The sequence below is a fragment of the Ralstonia sp. GX3-BWBA genome (assembly GCF_003290055.1).
GTDB classification, from domain to species: Bacteria; Pseudomonadota; Gammaproteobacteria; order Burkholderiales; family Burkholderiaceae; genus Ralstonia; species Ralstonia holmesii.
This window is the reverse complement of the sequence record NZ_QMKS01000007.1, coordinates 59,410-75,132: the sequence shown is the minus strand read 5'-3', so window position 1 is coordinate 75,132 and position 15,723 is coordinate 59,410. Positions and strand designations below refer to the sequence as shown.

The window sequence follows — 15,723 nt, the reverse complement described above, 5'->3', positions numbered from 1 at the left end:
CCCGAAACGACCCTACTGCTTTGCCGGGGGCAGCGACTCGTGCGCTTTTCCTCGGCCCCTACCTAGCCGCCACGGTGGTAGATATCCCGCGTGACGTCATAGATGTTCTGACGCAATTGCTTGCGCTCCTCGGGAGACAGCTTGCGTTGCGGAGCCCCACGATCGGCATTCTCTCCACGGCGGTTTTCCATCGCGGCGGCGCGGCGGCTGCGTTCCTCGCCACCACGGCCGCGCGCTGGACTCTGCCCGCCCTTTTTTTCCTGCGCGCCGGCGTGCATCTGATGCCCGCCGCCGAAAAAGCCGCCGAATCCGCCAAAGCCACCGCGTTCGCCACGCGCGTGCGCCTGCGAGCCGGCCGCACAGAGGGCAAGAACACAGGTCAACAGCGCCGCGCGCCGCCGAAACATCACTGAGCGATTCGAAAAAGGGAGTTGAGAAGCCACGTCTTTGTTGCTGGAAACCGATGCGCCATGCATCATTGCGCGACAATCGATAACAGGCAACCGCATTGCACGCCAGTCCCCTGGGCGGGGGGCAACAGACCCCAAACCGTTGCGAGGAACTGCCAAGGCAGTGTAGCTGCGCGTCCTACAGACTGTTCGCGAGACTCGGTAAATAATGTAACCGTCTGTTTCAATTGGGCTTTTACTGCCTTCTGTTGTCCATTGGGCCCATGTTTTTGTCGTTACCATTAGCGCCATGGAAAATTCCGGTCAAAAGATTCTCGTCGTCGATGACGACCCCCGCCTGCGTGATCTGCTGCGCCGTTACCTGGGGGAACAGGGCTTCACCGTGCTGGTGGCAGAAAACGCCACGGCCATGAACAAACTCTGGCTGCGCGAGCGCTTCGATCTGCTCGTGCTCGACCTGATGATGCCGGGTGAAGACGGCTTGTCGATCTGCCGTCGCCTGCGCGGCGCAAACGATCAGACGCCTATCATCATGCTCACCGCCAAGGGCGAAGACGTCGACCGCATTGTCGGCCTCGAAATGGGCGCGGACGATTATCTGCCCAAGCCCTTCAACCCCCGCGAGCTGATCGCGCGCATCCACGCCGTGCTGCGCCGCCGCGGCCCGGCGGAGATTCCCGGTGCGCCGTCTGAGACGCCTGAAACCTTCGCCTTTGGCGATTTCGTGCTCAACCTGGCCACGCGCACGCTCAAGAAAAACGACGAAGAGATCACCCTCACAACGGGTGAATTCTCCGTGCTCAAGGTGTTCGCACGCCATCCGCGCCAACCCCTATCGCGCGAAAAGCTGATGGAAATGGCGCGCGGCCGCGAATACGAAGTGTTCGACCGCAGCCTGGACGTGCAGATTTCGCGCCTGCGCAAGCTGATCGAACCGGACGCCAGCAACCCCCGCTTCATCCAGACCGTGTGGGGCCTGGGCTACGTGTTCATTCCCGACGGCGCCAAGTAAGCACCCGAGCAACCCTTCTTTTCCGCATCCGACTTGCGCATCCCGCGTCCGGCCGCGTTGCGGCGTCTGCTGATCAGTGTGTTTGGTTCGCTGTTCTGGCGAACCTTCATGCTGATCGCATTGCTCATCGCGATCTCTCTGGGCGTGTGGTTCCAGAGCTTCCGTATTTTCGAGCGTGAGCCCCGCGCGCAGCAGATCGCCATGCAGGTGGTCAGCGTGGTCAAGCTCACGCGGGCGGCGCTGCTGTACTCGGATCCGTCGCGACGCCGCTTCCTTCTGCTCGATCTCGTGCAGAACGAGGGCATCAAGGTCTACCCGCGCGAAAAGGAAGACGAATACCGCGAACCGCACACCAACCCGTATCTGACACAGCTCGTCCAACAGGAAATCCGCAACCGGCTCGGCGCCGACGCGGTAATCGCCACGGCCGTCAATGACATCCCGGGCGTGTGGGTGAGCTTCCAGATCGAGGGCGACGATTACTGGGTCGCCATCAGCCCCGACCGTTTTGAGCACGTGCCTGGGTTGCAATGGCTGTGGTGGTCGATGGCGGCGCTGGTGCTGTCGGTGCTTGGCGCAGCGTTCATTACGTCACGCGTGAATCAGCCGCTCAAGCGCCTGGCCGATACGGCGCGCGCCATCAGTGCGGGCGACGATCCGAAGTCCCTGCCCGAAGGCGGCGGCACCGAAGTGGCGCAGGCGAATCACAGCTTCAACCAGATGGTGCGCGACCTCAAACAGCTTGAGGCCGATCGCGCCGTCATGCTGGCTGGCATCTCGCACGATCTGCGCACGCCGCTTACGCGCCTGCGCCTGGAAACGGAGATGAGCCCAGTCGACGAGCAGACGCGCGAACTGATGGTGGCCGACATCGAACAGATGGACGCGATCATCGGCCAGTTCCTCGACTACGCGCGCCCTAGCGGCGAGATGCTCGAAGATGTGGACCTGACCGAACTCGTGCGCGACACGGCACCGGTCTACTCGGCACACGACGATATCGACCTGACGCTCAAGCTCGCGCCCGAGGCGATCGCCCGCTGCAACCGCATGGAAACGCAGCGCATTCTGGACAACCTGATCGAAAACGCACGACGCTACGGCAAGACCCCTGGCACGGACCGCGCGGAGATCACCGTCAGCACCTTCCTGCAAGGCAACGAGGTTGTATTGTGCGTGGCCGATCGCGGTGCGGGCGTGCCGACGGATCAGCTTGCGTTGCTCACGCGGCCGTTTTACCGTCTTGAATCGGCACGCAGCGAAGCCAAGGGCGCCGGGCTCGGCATGTCGATCGTCAATCGTATCTTGCAGCGCAGCGGCGGCCACCTCGTGCTTGGGAACCGCACACCGCCCGAAACGGGGCTGCTCGTAAGCGCCTGTTACGCGCGCGCTTGATCAGGCACTCCGCCGCGATCCGCCCCCGGGCATATCCCCTGCTTCCCACGACTGTCATGCGCCGCCGATAACGTGCGGCTGCAGGTAGCGCTATGGCCGGCGTTGAGAATATCAATTGGCCGGTTTCGAGTTCATCGCCAATACTCCAGCCGCCAGGCTGCGCGCCTGCGCGTTCTTCGTCTCCGTCCGTTTCCCCAGTCGGACCCGGGCGGCCGGTGAGCGTGTGTCTGCAAGTCCCCGTTAGGGTTCCGCACCCATTGCCACACAACTCCAGGAGAAGCTCATGAAGACCATTGGTGACAAGCTCGAACCGTTCAAGGTCGTCGGCGTCAAGCCCGGGTTCAACAATCACGAGGAGAACGGCCAGTCGGCGTTCGAAGACATCACCGAGACCTCGTTCCCAGGCAAATGGAAAGTCATCTTCTTCTATCCGAAGGACTTCACCTTTGTCTGCCCGACCGAAATCGTTGCCTTCGCCAAACTGAACGATGACTTTGCCGACCGCGACACCATCGTGCTCGGCGGCTCGACCGACAATGAATTCGTCAAGCTCGCATGGCGCCGCGAGCACAAAGACTTGAACAAGCTGAATCAGTGGTCGTTTGCGGATTCGACAGGCGCCCTGGTCGACCAGCTTGGCGTACGCGAGCACGAGGCCGGCGTTGCGTTGCGCGCCACCTTCATCGTCGACCCGGACAACGTGATCCAGCATGTGTCGGTCAACAACCTGAACGTGGGCCGCAATCCGGACGAAGTGCTGCGCATTCTCGATGGTCTGCAGACGGACGAGCTATGCCCGTGCAATCGCGCTGTCGGCGGCTCCACACTGTAAGCGCCACGCGGCGCCCTCCGAATCCGAAGCCCGCCCCTGCGCGGGCTTTCTTTTTCAGCGCCAGCTGATAGGAGAAATCGATGGAATTTCTGCAGACAATCAAGGGGCGCATTCCGGACTACGCCAAAGACATCCGCCTGAACCTGGATGGCACCATCGCGCGCTCCTCGCTGGAGGGCAATGACGCGGTGGGCGTCGCGCTGGCCGCCGCTTTCGCCACGAAGAGCAAAGTGCTGACCGATGCCATCCGCAATGCCGGGGTGCTCTCGCCCGAGGAGGTGAACGGCGCGCTGACGGCTGCCGCCCTCATGGGCATGAACAACGTCTGGTATCCGTACATCGAGATGGCCGACGACTCCGACCTTGCGCAGCAGAAAGCGGAGTTGCGCATGAACGCCTACGCCAACAACGGCGGCGTCGACAAGCGCCGGTTCGAGATGTATGCCCTGGCCGCTTCCATCATCGGGAAGTGTCATTTCTGCATCAAATCGCACTACGACTTGCTGAAGAATCACCAAGGGATGAGCGCGCAGCAATTGCGGGATGTTGGTCGTATCGCAGCCGTGATCAACGCAGCGGCGCTGGTCATCGCGGCTGAATAGCCCACGCCGATCCCGCAAACGAAAACGGCAGCCCGGATCGCTCCGGTGCTGCCGTTTGCCTTGGCGCGATAACGACGCGGGCTCAGTCCTGATCAGCGCCTTCCGCACGATAGATCAGCACCACAGCCTGCGCGACGATGCCTTCCTCCTTGCCTTCAAAGCCAAGCTTCTCGTTGGTCTTGGCCTTGACGTTGCATCGCTCGGGCGCAATGCCTAGGTCCTCCGCGAGGTTCGCGACCATGCCCGGCACATGTGGCGCGAGCTTCGGCTTCTGCGCGATGACGGTCGCGTCGACATTGCCGACCGCATAACCGGCCTTGTGCACGCGGCGCACGGCTTCGCGCAGCAGCATGCGGCTGTCGGCGCCGGCAAATGCCGGATCCGTGTCAGGAAAATGCCGGCCGATGTCACCCAGGCCGGCGGCGCCGAACAGCGCGTCGGTAATCGCATGCAGCAGCGCGTCAGCATCGGAGTGGCCGAGCAGGCCGCGGGTGTGCGGAATCTCCACGCCGCCCAGGATCAGCTTGCGGCCCTCCACCAGCGCGTGCACGTCGTAGCCCTGGCCAATGCGAATGTCCATCCAGTTCATGCTTGCGGTGCCTCGCTGGGTTGTGCACTCTGCGCAAGGATGGCCTCGGCGAGCGCGAAATCGTCGGGATACGTCACTTTGAAGTTGCGCAGCGCACCCGGCACAAGCAGCGGTGGGTGTCCGGCCGCTTCAATCGCGCTGGCTTCGTCGGTGACGATGCGATGTTGCAACAGCGCTTCCCGCAAGGCGCGCTCCAGCAGGCCGAGGGGAAACATCTGCGGCGTCTGCGCTTGCCACAGTCCATCGCGCGGCACGGTCGCGCCGATGTGCTGGGCAGCATCGGCGCGTTTGAGCGTGTCTGCCACGGGCAGCGCAAGGATGCCCCCCGCAGCTTGCGTGCCTTCGGCCTCTATAGCCCCGACCAAACGCGCGATCAGGGCAGGCGTCAAACCGGGGCGCGCCGCGTCGTGCACGAGTACCCAGTCGTCATCGTGCGCGCCCAAACCACGCAACGCCGCCAAACCGTGGGCGACAGACCCGTGGCGGGAATCGCCGCCGCAATCGACTTCGACCAGCTTGGGCGCTTCGAAACCGCCGTCGGGAAAGCGCTGCACGAGCGGCTGTGCGCCGGGTGTCGTCACCACAAGTACGGTATCGATTTGGGGGCTGGCCAGAAACGCCTGCGCCGTGTGCCACAGCATCGGCCGCCCGGCGATCATCTGATATTGCTTGGGCAGATCACCGCCGGCACGCGAGCCGGTGCCGGCCGAGGGAATCAGCGCAAAACGGCGTCGGCCAGGGAGGGAAATCGGCATGACAGGCGGGAAAGTGAACGTGGGCGCAGCATTTGCGTGGGTTTTGGTGCTCGCCAAGCACGCTGCTGGCGCGGATTTTATAATAGCGGTCTGCGTCACGACACCCCGCCTGCATATGCCGGCGGGGTGTCGTGCTTTGTCTTGCTGTCGTGCCCCACAGAACCTGACACCTCATGTCCGATTTTTCGCTCTCCGCCCTGCCCGCCGTCAAACCGGGCTCGCGCTTCGTCTTCAGCGGCCTGCAGGGCGCGGCAGACGCCCTGCTGCTTGCGCGCTACCTGGAGCAGCATGGCGCCGCCGTGCCGATGCTGGCGGTGGTCTGCGCCAATGCCGTCGATGCCCAACGCCTGGCGGATGAGCTGCGCTGGTTTGCCCCGCAGGCGCGCGTGAAGCTGCTGCCGGACTGGGAAACGCTGCCATACGACAATTTTTCTCCGCACCAGGATTTGATCTCCGAGCGGCTGGCGACGCTGCATGACCTGCAGAACGGTGCGTGCGACATCCTGCTCGTGCCGGCCTCCACGGCACTGCAACGCGTGGCGCCGCCATCGTTCCTGGCCGCCTACACGTTCTTCTTCAAGAAGGGCGAAAAGCTGGACGAGGCAGCGCTGAAAGCGCAATTCACCCTGGCCGGCTACGAGCACGTCAGCGCCGTGATGCGCCCGGGTGAATACTCCGTGCGCGGCGGCCTGATCGACTTGTTCCCGATGGGCTCGCCGTTGCCATATCGGCTCGACCTGTTCGGCGACGAAATCGAGACCATCCGCTCGTTCGACCCCGACACGCAGCGCAGCCTCTACCCCGTGAACGAAGTCCGCCTGCTGCCGGGCCGCGAATTTCCGATGGACGAGGCCTCGCGCACCGCCTTCCGCGGACGCTGGCGGGAGGTGTTCGAAGGCGACCCGACGCGCTCGCCCATCTACAAAGACATCGGCAACGGCGTGCCCAGTGCCGGCATCGAGTATTACCTGCCGCTATTCTTCGAAGAAACCGCGACGCTGTTCGACTACCTGCCGGGCGCCACGCACCTCGCCTTCGTCGGCGACATCGAAGGCGCCGTGCGCCGCTTCTGGGCCGACACCACGCAGCGCTACAACTTCATGCGCCACGACCGCGAACGGCCATTGCTGCAGCCGTCGGCGCTGTATCTGGATGAAGAGGCGTTCTTCGTCGCGGCCAAGCCGCACGCACGTCTGGTGCTGCGCGCCGAGCCTGGCGATGCCCCGCTTTCGCTGCCGTTGCCCAACGTTGCTGTCAACCGCCGCGCAGAAGACCCGCTGGTCAATCTCGAATCGTTCCTGATGCGCAGCAATTGCCGCGTGATGATCTGCGCCGAATCTGCAGGCCGCCGCGAAACGCTTGCGCAAATGCTTGCCGCCAGCGGCCTGCACCCCGAAGGCGTCGCTGACTTTGCCGACCTGATGAGCGGCGATGCCAAGTTCGTGCTGGGTGTGGCCCCGCTGTATCAGGGTTTCATCCTCGGCGACGAACGCATCGCGCTCATCACCGAGACCGAGCTGTACGCACAAACCGTGCGCCGCGCTGGTCGCCGCAAGCAGGAACAGGCCACCGCCGTGGATTCGATGGTGCGCGATCTGGCCGAGCTGAAGATCGGAGATCCGGTGGTGCACAGCGAGCACGGCATCGGCCGCTACCAGGGGCTGGTCTCCATCGACATGGGCAACGGCGAGGAAGAGTTCCTGCACCTCGATTACGACAAGGGCAGCAAGCTCTACGTGCCGGTGCATCAGTTGCACGTGATCTCGCGCTACTCGGGCGCCGATCCGGAAACCGCACCGCTGCATTCGCTCGGTTCAGGCCAATGGGAAAAGGCCAAACGCAAGGCAGCGCAGCAGATTCGCGATACGGCGGCCGAACTGCTGAATCTGTACGCGAGACGCGCATTGCGCCAGGGCTTCGCCTTCCCGCTCACGCCCGAGGACTACGCCACCTTTGCCGAGAGCTTCGGCTTTGACGAAACACCCGACCAGGCCGCCGCCATCGCCGCCGTGATCGCCGACATGACGTCGGGCAAGCCGATGGATCGCCTCGTCTGCGGCGACGTTGGCTTCGGCAAGACGGAGGTCGCGCTGCGTGCCGCATTTGTTGCGGTGATGGGCGGCAAGCAGGTTGCCATCCTGGCGCCGACCACGCTGCTCGCCGAACAGCACTACCACACGCTGGTCGACCGATTTGCCGACTGGCCGGTGCGCATTGCCGAGATCTCGCGTTTCAAGAACAAGAAAGAGATCGATAGCGCGATCGAAGCCATCAACGCCGGCACCATCGACATCGTGATCGGCACGCACAAGCTGCTCTCGCCGGATGTGAAGTTCAACCGGCTGGGGCTCGTCATCATCGACGAGGAACACCGCTTTGGCGTGCGCCAGAAAGAAGCGCTCAAAACATTACGCGCCGAGGTGGACGTGCTCACACTCACGGCCACGCCGATCCCCCGCACCCTGGGCATGGCGCTGGAAGGCCTGCGCGATTTCTCGGTGATCGCCACTGCGCCGCAAAAGCGCTTGGCCATCAAGACGTTCCTGCGCCGCGAGGAAGACGGCGTGCTGCGCGAAGCCATCCTGCGTGAGCTGAAACGCGGCGGCCAGGTCTATTTCCTGCACAACGAGGTCGAAACCATCGAGAACAAGCGCGCCAAACTGGAAGAGCTGATTCCGGAAGCGCGCGTGGTGGTCGCCCACGGCCAGATGCACGAGCGCGAACTGGAGCGCGTGATGCGCGATTTCGTGGCCCAGCGCGCCAACATCCTGCTGTGCACGACGATCATCGAAACCGGCATTGACGTGCCGACCGCCAACACGATCCTGATCCACCGCGCCGACAAGTTCGGCCTGGCGCAGTTGCACCAGTTGCGTGGCCGCGTTGGGCGCTCGCACCACCAGGCCTATGCGTACTTGCTGGTGCACGACGTGGATGGCCTGACCAAGCAGGCACAACGCCGCCTTGAAGCCATTCAGCAGATGGAAGAACTCGGCGCGGGCTTCTACCTGGCGATGCACGATCTGGAAATCCGTGGCGCCGGCGAAGTGCTGGGCGACAAGCAATCGGGCGAGATTTCCGAGATCGGTTTCCAGCTCTACACCGACATGCTCAACCAGGCGGTGAAGTCGCTCAAGGCCGGCAAGGAACCCGATTTGATGGCGCCGCTTGCGGCCACCACCGAGATCAACCTCGGCACGCCTGCCCTGCTGCCGCAGGACTATTGCGGCGATGTGCAGGAGCGCCTCTCGCTGTACAAGCGTCTGGCCAACTGCGAAAGCGGAGAGACCATCGACAACATTCAGGAAGAGCTGATCGACCGTTTCGGCAAGCTGCCGCCGCAGGCGCAATCGCTCATCGAAACGCACCGGCTGCGCATTGCCGCCGCGCCGCTAGGCATCCGCAAGATCGACACGGGCACGAACGCCGTCACGCTGCAGTTCATACCGAACCCGCCTGTCGACGCCATCAAGATCATTGATCTCGTGCAGAAGAACCGGCAGATCAAGCTGGCGGGGCAAGATCGTCTGCGTATCGAAAACATTCCGGCCGAATTCGGCGCGCTGGCGCAGACTATTCGCCACGCCATGCGGCAATTGACGTGATCCGGTAGGATCGGCCGATCAGAACAAGGACACCACCATGAGCACCGCCCCCACACCGTTCTCCACCCTCGACTGGACGAACAAGCTCGTCAGCTTCGACACCACCAGCCGCGGCTCCAACCTGGCACTGATTGAAACCGTGCGCGACTACCTGCGCGGCGTCGGTCTCGAATCGCATCTTTCGCACAACGACGATGGCAATAAGGCCAACCTGTTTGCCACGATTCCGGCAGCGGACGGTAGCGTGCAAGGCGGTATCGTGCTGTCGGGTCATACCGATGTGGTGCCCGTGGACGGCCAGAAATGGGACAGCAACCCGTTTGCGCCGGAAGTGCGCGACGGCAGGCTCTACGGCCGCGGCACGTGCGACATGAAGGGGTTCATTGCTTCGTCGCTGGCGCTGGTGCCGTCGCTGCTCCAGGCCAAGCTGCGCGAGCCCGTGCACTTTGCGCTGTCATATGACGAGGAAGTTGGCTGTGTAGGCGCCCCGCGCATGATCGAAGACCTGATCGCCCGCGGCATCAAGCCCGCCGGCTGCATCGTCGGCGAGCCCACCTCCATGCGCCCGATCGTCGCGCACAAGGGCATCAACGCTTACCGCTGCCGTGTGCACGGTCGCGCCGCGCATTCGTCGCTGACACCGCAGGGTGTGAACGCCATCGAGTACGCCGCGCGCATCATCTGTTTCGTGCGCGATCTGGCCGATGAATTCCGTGCCAAGGGCCCGTTCGACGATGCATTTGACGTGCCGTTCACCACGGCATCGACCGGCCTCATCAACGGCGGTATCGCGCTGAACACGATTCCCGCGCTGTGCGAGCTGGTGTTTGAATTCCGCAACCTGCCGGGCGTGGACGCGCCGGCCATCCGCGCGCGCGTCGAGCACTACGTGCGCGAAACCATCGAGCCCGCCATGCAGCGCGAGCACCCGGATGCCCGCATCGAACTCGATGAAATTGCCGCTGCGCCCTCCCTGGACGCATCGGAGCAAGCCGCCATCACGCAGCTTGTGCGTGTGCTTACTGAAGACAACGACAAACGCAAGGTCGCCTATGGCACTGAAGCAGGCCTCTTCCAGCGCGCCGGCATTCCGGCTGTGCTGTGCGGCCCAGGCAACATCGAACAGGCGCACAAGGCCAACGAATACGTCGAACTCGCCCAGCTCGACGCCTGCGACCGCTTCCTCGCCAAGGTGGCGCGCAGCCTGATGCTCGAAACCGCGTCCGCCTAACGCTTACACTGCAACGCCTCACCTTTTGGTGGGGCGCATTCCGCCCGGGGCGTTCGCTACAATAGCGGGCTTCCTCGGCGCCGAACTGCCCGCTCCCCCGCTCCAGCCACTCCATGCCCGTCATCCTGCAAAGCCTGTCGCCGCTGTCCACCGGCGACATTGAATCCATCCGCAGTCTGTTTGGCAGCGCCGCCTACGAGATGCGCGCGCCCAACGTTGCCGCCATCGAATGGGTGCACGAACTGCCCAGCGAATTGCGCGTCCAGCTTGACGCCATCTGCGCCAACCTGAAGATGGACTACGCGTGGATTCCCGACGAATGGACGTTCGGCGACTTCCGCGTGCTGGCGATGGACATGGATTCCACGCTCATCACCATCGAGTGCATCGACGAGATTGCGGATTTCTGCGGGCTCAAGCCGCAAGTGGCCGCCATCACCGAAGCGTCGATGCGGGGGGAGATCAAGGATTTCAACGAGAGCCTGACGCGCCGTGTTGAACTGCTCAAAGGCCTGGATGCGAGCGTGCTGGAGCGCGTCTACGCCGAGCGCCTGCAGCTCTCCCTGGGTGCCGAAAAGATGCTCAAGGCCGTGCAATCGCTGGGCATCCGCACGCTGCTGGTATCGGGCGGCTTCGAATTCTTCACCTCGCGCCTGCAGAAGCGCCTGGGCCTGGACCGCACGCGCGCCAACAGCCTGGAAATTATCGACGGCAAGCTGACCGGCCGCGTGCTGGGCGAAATCGTCAATGCGGATGTGAAGGCGCAGACGCTCAAGGCGTTCTGCCAGGATCTGGGCGTGTCGCCGCACAACGCCATCGCCATGGGCGACGGCTCGAACGATCTGAAGATGATGGGGGTGGCCGGCCTGTCGGTGGCGTTCCGTGCCAAGCCCATCGTGCAGGCGCAGGCCGACGTGGCGTTCAACGTTGTCGGCCTGGATGGATTGCTGAATTTGTTCCCGCAGCAGTAAGCCGCGATGGCGACTCGCCAACCTGCCCGCAGAAAACTCGCACCGGTGGTGCGAGAAACGGTGGATGCGCGGGATTACGCGGCCCTGCTCACCGAGGTCAGGGCGCGCATTCAGGCTGCGCAATATGCTGCCCTACGGGCGGTCAACAAAGAGCTGGTGGGCCTGTATTGGGACATCGGACAACTGATCGTGGCGCGGCAGCAAACCGACGGTTGGGGTAAAGCTGTCGTGCAGCAACTCGCTGCAGACCTGCAGGCGAGCTTTCCTGGCACGGGCGGTTTTTCAGCATCCAACCTGTGGCGGATGAAGGGATTCTTCGAGACCTACCGCGACGCAACAAAACTCGCACCACTGGTGCGAGAAATCGGCTGGAGCCATAACCTGCTTATCCTTGAGCGCTGCAAAGACGCTCAAGAGCGTGAGTTTTACCTGCGCATGACGCGTAAATTCGGTTGGTCAAAGAGTGTTCTGGCCCATCAGATCGATAACCAGAGCTACGAAAAATCACTCCTAGGCCAGACCAATTTCGACAAGGCGCTGACGCCAACCCTGCGCGCGCAAGCCAAGCTCGCGGTAAAAGACGAATACGCCTTTGATTTTCTCGAGCTCGGCGATCAGCATAGCGAACGGGAGCTGGAGCGCGCGCTGATCACCCGCATCGAAGATTTCCTGCGAGCGATGGGCGGCATGTTTGCCTTCCTGGGAAGCCAATACCGGCTCGAAGTAGATGGCGACGAGTATTTCATCGACCTGTTGCTTTTCCACCGCCGCTTGCGCTCGCTGGTCGCCATCGAACTGAAGATCGGCAAATTTGAACCCGAGTTCGTCGGCAAGATGCAGTTCTACCTCGCAGCCCTCGACGAACAGGTTCGCCAAGAGGACGAGAACCCGTCCATCGGCATCATCCTGTGCAAGGAAAAGAAGCGCACCATCGTCGAATACGCACTGCGCGATGCAAGGAAACCAATTGGCGTCGCGACTTACGCCATCACCAAGAGCTTGCCGAAGGAATTACAGGGCCAGTTGCCTTCGCCCGAAACCATTGCGCGCCTGCTTGAAACGCTGTAGCCGCAGCCATTGAAAACGGGGCGCCACGATCCACTCGCACGCCCCGCCATCACCGCCCCTCTGAAGCTTGAAAGGTCAAGCCCGCAGGTGCGTCTCCATCGCCTGCTTCAAATCCGCAATCAAATCACGCGGATCTTCCAGCCCGATATACAGCCGCACGAAACCGCCCGCGTTTTGCCAATCGGCTGGCGGCCAGGCAGTCGCCGTGCGCATCGACGGGACGTTGTATGGCAGCGCCAGGCTGTGCGCCCCGCCCCACGAAAAGCCGATCGCAAAGTAGCGCAGGCCTTCAATAAAGGCATCGATCTGCGCCTGCGAATAGCGCTCGTGCAACACGATCGAGAACAACCCGCTCGCGCCGGTAAAGTCGCGCTTCCAGTTTTCGTGGCCCGGACAATCGGGCAGCGCCGGGTGCAGCACGCGCACGACTTCGGGGCGGTCAGCCAGCCATTCGGCCACTTCGCGGGCGTGCGCGTCGTGCGCAGCCAGACGCGTCGGCAGGCTCGGCAGGCCGCGCAGAACGAAGTAGCAATCGTCCGCAGACACGCCCCAGCCCATGCGCATGCGCGTGGCAAGCAGCTTGTGGTGCAGCGTTTCATCGTTGGTGATGACAGCGCCCATGAGCACATCGCTGCCCCCCGACTGATACTTGGTCAACGCCTGCACGGAGATGTCGATGCCGTGTTCAAACGGCTGGTAGTACAGGCCACCGCTCCAGGTGTTGTCGATGGCGGTGACGGCCCCGGCCTTGCGCGCCACCTCTGCGATGGCCTTGCAGTCCGGCACTTCCATCGTCACCGAACCCGGCGCTTCGAGCCACACGAGTTTGGTGTTGTGGCGCATCAGGTCGGCAATGCCGGCGCCGATCATCGGGTCGTAGTAGCGCACGGTGATACCAAACTGGCGCGCCATCCATTCGCCGTGGTCACGGTTTGGGCCGTAGGCGTTGTCCGGGATCAGCACATCGTCGCCGCATTTGATCAGCGAGAAGTACACCAGCGAAATTGCCGCCAGCCCCGATGGGAGCAGCAGCGCGTGCGAGCCGCCCTCGATCTGCGCCAGCGCTTGGCACAGCGCGTCGGAGGTCGGCGTGGCATGCAGGCCGTAGCGCCAATGCACCACGCTACCGCTGCCGAAGGCGCGCATGTCGGCGAGGTCTTTGAACACCACCGTCGACGCACGATGCGTGGCATGCGAGAACGCCGTGAAGCCCGGCGGGATATGCAATTCCGGATGCACAGCCTGGGTCGCGGGAAACATGGGCGGGAGCTTAGTGTCGTCGTTCACGAGGTTTCCTGTTTGATGGCGTATGAGCAATTTCTTGCTGCTTACCAGTGCGCGCTTGATCGCGTTGGATTGCTGGACGGTGGCGCAATCTGGCCCGGCGCAGCGGGAACTAGCGGCGTCATTGGCGTTGTAGGTACAGCGGCATTGCTATTGGCTGCGGCATCGTACGGCGGAATCACCACCACCGCGACGGGCCGCAGCACAAAGGGCAGCGTATGGCCGTCGTGCGCTACGTCGGTCCACGTGCCGCGCACAATGCCGTGACCGTCGATGGCGCCTTCCCAGGTGCCCGTGACGTGCGTGCCGTCATCGGACTCCTCCATGAGAAAACCGCCGTTTTCATATTCACCGGTCACCAGGCGCACGCCCGCCGCGTTGCCCGCAACGTATTCGCCGTGGACGCTGTCGATTTCACCGGTCTTGCGGCCAAGGCGCATGCGGATCGGCATGTCGCCGATCACGCCGGTGTAGACGGGGTATTTCGCGTAGTCGGGCTGCGGTTGCAGCAAACGGGGCGGCGCGGTCTGGGCGGAGAACCCGTTGTCACCCTTCCTGGCCTGAGCGCGGCGCTTGTCGCCATCGGCAACGGCGCGGTTCAGGCCCAGGTCACCTGGCTGCACGTTGGTGCTGCCGGTCGATACGTCGTAGCCGTTGTTGGCGGCCGGCGTCTGCGCGGACACCGGCGCCACGCCTGCGGCCAGCACCAGCGCAAGCAGCGCGCCAGTGGGCCAAATCAGGCGTTCAATCGAAAAAATGCGTTCAGATGCGTTCGAACACCGCCGCAATGCCTTGTCCTCCACCAATACACATGGTCACCAGCGCGTAGCGACCACCGATGCGCTGCAGCTCGTACAGCGCCTTGACCGTGATAAGCGCACCCGTTGCGCCGATCGGGTGGCCGAGCGAGATGCCCGAACCGTTCGGGTTGACCTTGGCCGGGTCGAGGCCGAGTTCCTTCGTCACCGCGCAGGCCTGTGCGGCAAATGCCTCGTTGGCTTCGATCACATCCAGATCCTTCACCGACAGGCCTGCACGCTCCAGCGCCTTGCGTGTGGCCGGCACCGGGCCGATACCCATGATCTTCGGATCCACGCCAGCGTGGCCGTACGACACCAGCCGTGCCAATGGCTTGAGGCCGCGCTTCTCCGCCTCCGAGCGCTCCATCAGCACCAGCGCGGCAGCCGCGTCATTCAGGCCCGAAGCGTTGCCTGCCGTGACCGTGCCGTTCTCTTTCGTGAAGACCGGCTTGAGCTTGGTCATATCGTCGATGACCGCGTCGTGGCGGACGTGCTCATCGGTATCGAACTGGATATCGCCCTTGCGCGACTTGATCGTCACCGGAACGATCTGGTCTTTGAAGTAGCCGGCCTGGATGGCGCGCGATGCACGCTGGTGCGATTCCAGCGCGGTCTGGTCTTGCTGCTCGCGGCTGATGCCGAATTCGCGGGCAACGTTTTCCGCCGTCACCCCCATGTGGATCGCGTGGAACGGGTCGTGCAGAGCGCCAAGCATCATGTCGACCATCTTGGCGTCGCCCATGCGCGAACCCCAACGGGCGGCGGGCGCAAGGTACGGCGCACGGCTCATGCTTTCCGCACCGCCGGCAATGGCAACGTCGGCGTCGCCCAGCAGAACGGTTTGCGCAGCGCTCACCACGGCCTGCAGGCCCGAGCCGCACAGTCGGTTGACGTTGAACGCGGGGGTTTCGGCCGACACACCGCCGTTCACAGCCGCCACGCGCGAGAGATACATGTCGCGCGGCTCGGTGTTGATCACGTGGCCAAACACCACGTGGCCAACGTCTTCGCCCTTCACGCTTGCGCGGGCCAGCGCCTCGCGCACGACGAGCGCGCCCAGTTCGCACGGCGCCACATCCTTCAGGCTGCCGCCAAACGTCCCGATTGCGGTACGAACGCCGCTGACCACCACCACTTCACGTGCCATTGCTGTCTCCTGTGCCATCGAA

The 15,723-nt window shown here is 63.4% G+C and carries 14 protein-coding genes; 8 read left to right on the top strand and 6 right to left on the bottom strand.

Annotated features, from left to right (window positions below):
* Window positions 1–62: 62 nt before the first annotated feature.
* Complete coding sequence (locus DOD19_RS06595; protein ID WP_024975577.1) at window positions 63–509, bottom strand: hypothetical protein; 447 nt, start codon at window positions 507–509, stop codon at window positions 63–65.
* A gap of 190 nt (window positions 510–699) precedes the next feature.
* On the opposite strand from DOD19_RS06595, the gene ompR reads away from it, so the two are divergent.
* The 4 genes from ompR to DOD19_RS06575 all read left to right on the top strand — a co-directional run bounded on the left by ompR (window position 700) and on the right by DOD19_RS06575 (window position 4,251).
* Window positions 700–1,422, top strand: coding sequence for a two-component system response regulator OmpR (ompR, locus tag DOD19_RS06590; RefSeq protein ID WP_004627064.1), 723 nt, complete (start codon window positions 700–702; stop codon window positions 1,420–1,422).
* 33 nt (window positions 1,423–1,455) lie between these two features.
* A complete protein-coding gene (locus DOD19_RS06585; RefSeq protein WP_112184726.1) occupies window positions 1,456–2,817 on the top strand; it encodes an ATP-binding protein in 1,362 nt (453 codons plus the stop codon).
* 283 nt (window positions 2,818–3,100) lie between these two features.
* Window positions 3,101–3,649 (top strand): peroxiredoxin, encoded by a 549-nt coding sequence (locus DOD19_RS06580; protein ID WP_024975575.1) that lies wholly within the window; start codon window positions 3,101–3,103, stop codon window positions 3,647–3,649.
* An 80-nt stretch (window positions 3,650–3,729) separates the two neighbouring features.
* Window positions 3,730–4,251 carry a carboxymuconolactone decarboxylase family protein gene (locus DOD19_RS06575; RefSeq protein ID WP_024975574.1) on the top strand — a complete coding sequence of 174 codons (522 nt, stop codon included), beginning with the start codon at window positions 3,730–3,732 and terminating at the stop codon, window positions 4,249–4,251.
* An 82-nt stretch (window positions 4,252–4,333) separates the two neighbouring features.
* Here the strand turns inward: DOD19_RS06575 and ispF are convergent, their stop codons facing one another.
* On the bottom strand, window positions 4,334–4,840 hold the full coding sequence (gene ispF, locus DOD19_RS06570) for a 2-C-methyl-D-erythritol 2,4-cyclodiphosphate synthase (protein WP_024975573.1): 507 nt from the start codon (window positions 4,838–4,840) through the stop codon (window positions 4,334–4,336).
* Window positions 4,837–5,595 carry a 2-C-methyl-D-erythritol 4-phosphate cytidylyltransferase gene (gene ispD / locus DOD19_RS06565; RefSeq protein WP_112184724.1) on the bottom strand — a complete coding sequence of 253 codons (759 nt, stop codon included), beginning with the start codon at window positions 5,593–5,595 and terminating at the stop codon, window positions 4,837–4,839. Before ispD ends, ispF begins: the two co-directional genes overlap by 4 nt.
* Window positions 5,596–5,768: 173 nt before the next feature.
* Between ispD and mfd the strand changes: the two genes are divergently transcribed.
* From mfd to DOD19_RS06545, 4 genes are all read left to right on the top strand, one after another.
* On the top strand, window positions 5,769–9,200 hold the full coding sequence (gene mfd, locus DOD19_RS06560; protein WP_112184722.1) for a transcription-repair coupling factor: 3,432 nt from the start codon (window positions 5,769–5,771) through the stop codon (window positions 9,198–9,200).
* 37 nt (window positions 9,201–9,237) lie between these two features.
* Complete coding sequence (gene argE, locus DOD19_RS06555; RefSeq protein WP_112184720.1) at window positions 9,238–10,431, top strand: acetylornithine deacetylase; 1,194 nt, start codon at window positions 9,238–9,240, stop codon at window positions 10,429–10,431.
* Window positions 10,432–10,544: 113 nt separating this feature from the next.
* The gene (serB, locus tag DOD19_RS06550; protein WP_112184718.1) at window positions 10,545–11,402 is read left to right on the top strand and encodes a phosphoserine phosphatase SerB; all 858 of its coding nucleotides are present in this window, start codon (window positions 10,545–10,547) and stop codon (window positions 11,400–11,402) included.
* A gap of 6 nt (window positions 11,403–11,408) precedes the next feature.
* Window positions 11,409–12,470 carry a PDDEXK nuclease domain-containing protein gene (locus DOD19_RS06545; RefSeq protein ID WP_112184716.1) on the top strand — a complete coding sequence of 354 codons (1,062 nt, stop codon included), beginning with the start codon at window positions 11,409–11,411 and terminating at the stop codon, window positions 12,468–12,470.
* A gap of 75 nt (window positions 12,471–12,545) precedes the next feature.
* Here the strand turns inward: DOD19_RS06545 and DOD19_RS06540 are convergent, their stop codons facing one another.
* The 3 genes from DOD19_RS06540 to bktB are packed head-to-tail and all read right to left on the bottom strand — an operon-like array spanning window position 12,546 to window position 15,701.
* Window positions 12,546–13,757, bottom strand: a complete 1,212-nt coding sequence (locus tag DOD19_RS06540) for a cystathionine beta-lyase (RefSeq protein ID WP_112184714.1) — start codon at window positions 13,755–13,757, stop codon at window positions 12,546–12,548.
* Window positions 13,758–13,798: 41 nt separating this feature from the next.
* Window positions 13,799–14,542 (bottom strand): hypothetical protein, encoded by a 744-nt coding sequence (locus tag DOD19_RS06535; RefSeq protein ID WP_112184712.1) that lies wholly within the window; start codon window positions 14,540–14,542, stop codon window positions 13,799–13,801.
* Window positions 14,517–15,701, bottom strand: coding sequence for a beta-ketothiolase BktB (gene bktB, locus DOD19_RS06530; RefSeq protein ID WP_024975566.1), 1,185 nt, complete (start codon window positions 15,699–15,701; stop codon window positions 14,517–14,519). Before bktB ends, DOD19_RS06535 begins: the two co-directional genes overlap by 26 nt.
* Window positions 15,702–15,723: the final 22 nt, after the last annotated feature.

Coding starts and splice junctions, on each gene's coding strand:
- DOD19_RS06595 (WP_024975577.1), bottom strand. CDS start 509: ATGCGGTTGCCTGTTATCGATTGTCGCGCAATGATGCATGGCGCATCG.
- ompR (WP_004627064.1), top strand. CDS start 700: ATGGAAAATTCCGGTCAAAAGATTCTCGTCGTCGATGACGACCCCCGC.
- DOD19_RS06580 (WP_024975575.1), top strand. CDS start 3,101: ATGAAGACCATTGGTGACAAGCTCGAACCGTTCAAGGTCGTCGGCGTC.
- DOD19_RS06575 (WP_024975574.1), top strand. CDS start 3,730: ATGGAATTTCTGCAGACAATCAAGGGGCGCATTCCGGACTACGCCAAA.
- ispF (WP_024975573.1), bottom strand. CDS start 4,840: ATGAACTGGATGGACATTCGCATTGGCCAGGGCTACGACGTGCACGCG.
- ispD (WP_112184724.1), bottom strand. CDS start 5,595: ATGCCGATTTCCCTCCCTGGCCGACGCCGTTTTGCGCTGATTCCCTCG.
- mfd (WP_112184722.1), top strand. CDS start 5,769: ATGTCCGATTTTTCGCTCTCCGCCCTGCCCGCCGTCAAACCGGGCTCG.
- argE (WP_112184720.1), top strand. CDS start 9,238: ATGAGCACCGCCCCCACACCGTTCTCCACCCTCGACTGGACGAACAAG.
- serB (WP_112184718.1), top strand. CDS start 10,545: ATGCCCGTCATCCTGCAAAGCCTGTCGCCGCTGTCCACCGGCGACATT.
- DOD19_RS06545 (WP_112184716.1), top strand. CDS start 11,409: ATGGCGACTCGCCAACCTGCCCGCAGAAAACTCGCACCGGTGGTGCGA.
- bktB (WP_024975566.1), bottom strand. CDS start 15,701: ATGGCACGTGAAGTGGTGGTGGTCAGCGGCGTTCGTACCGCAATCGGG.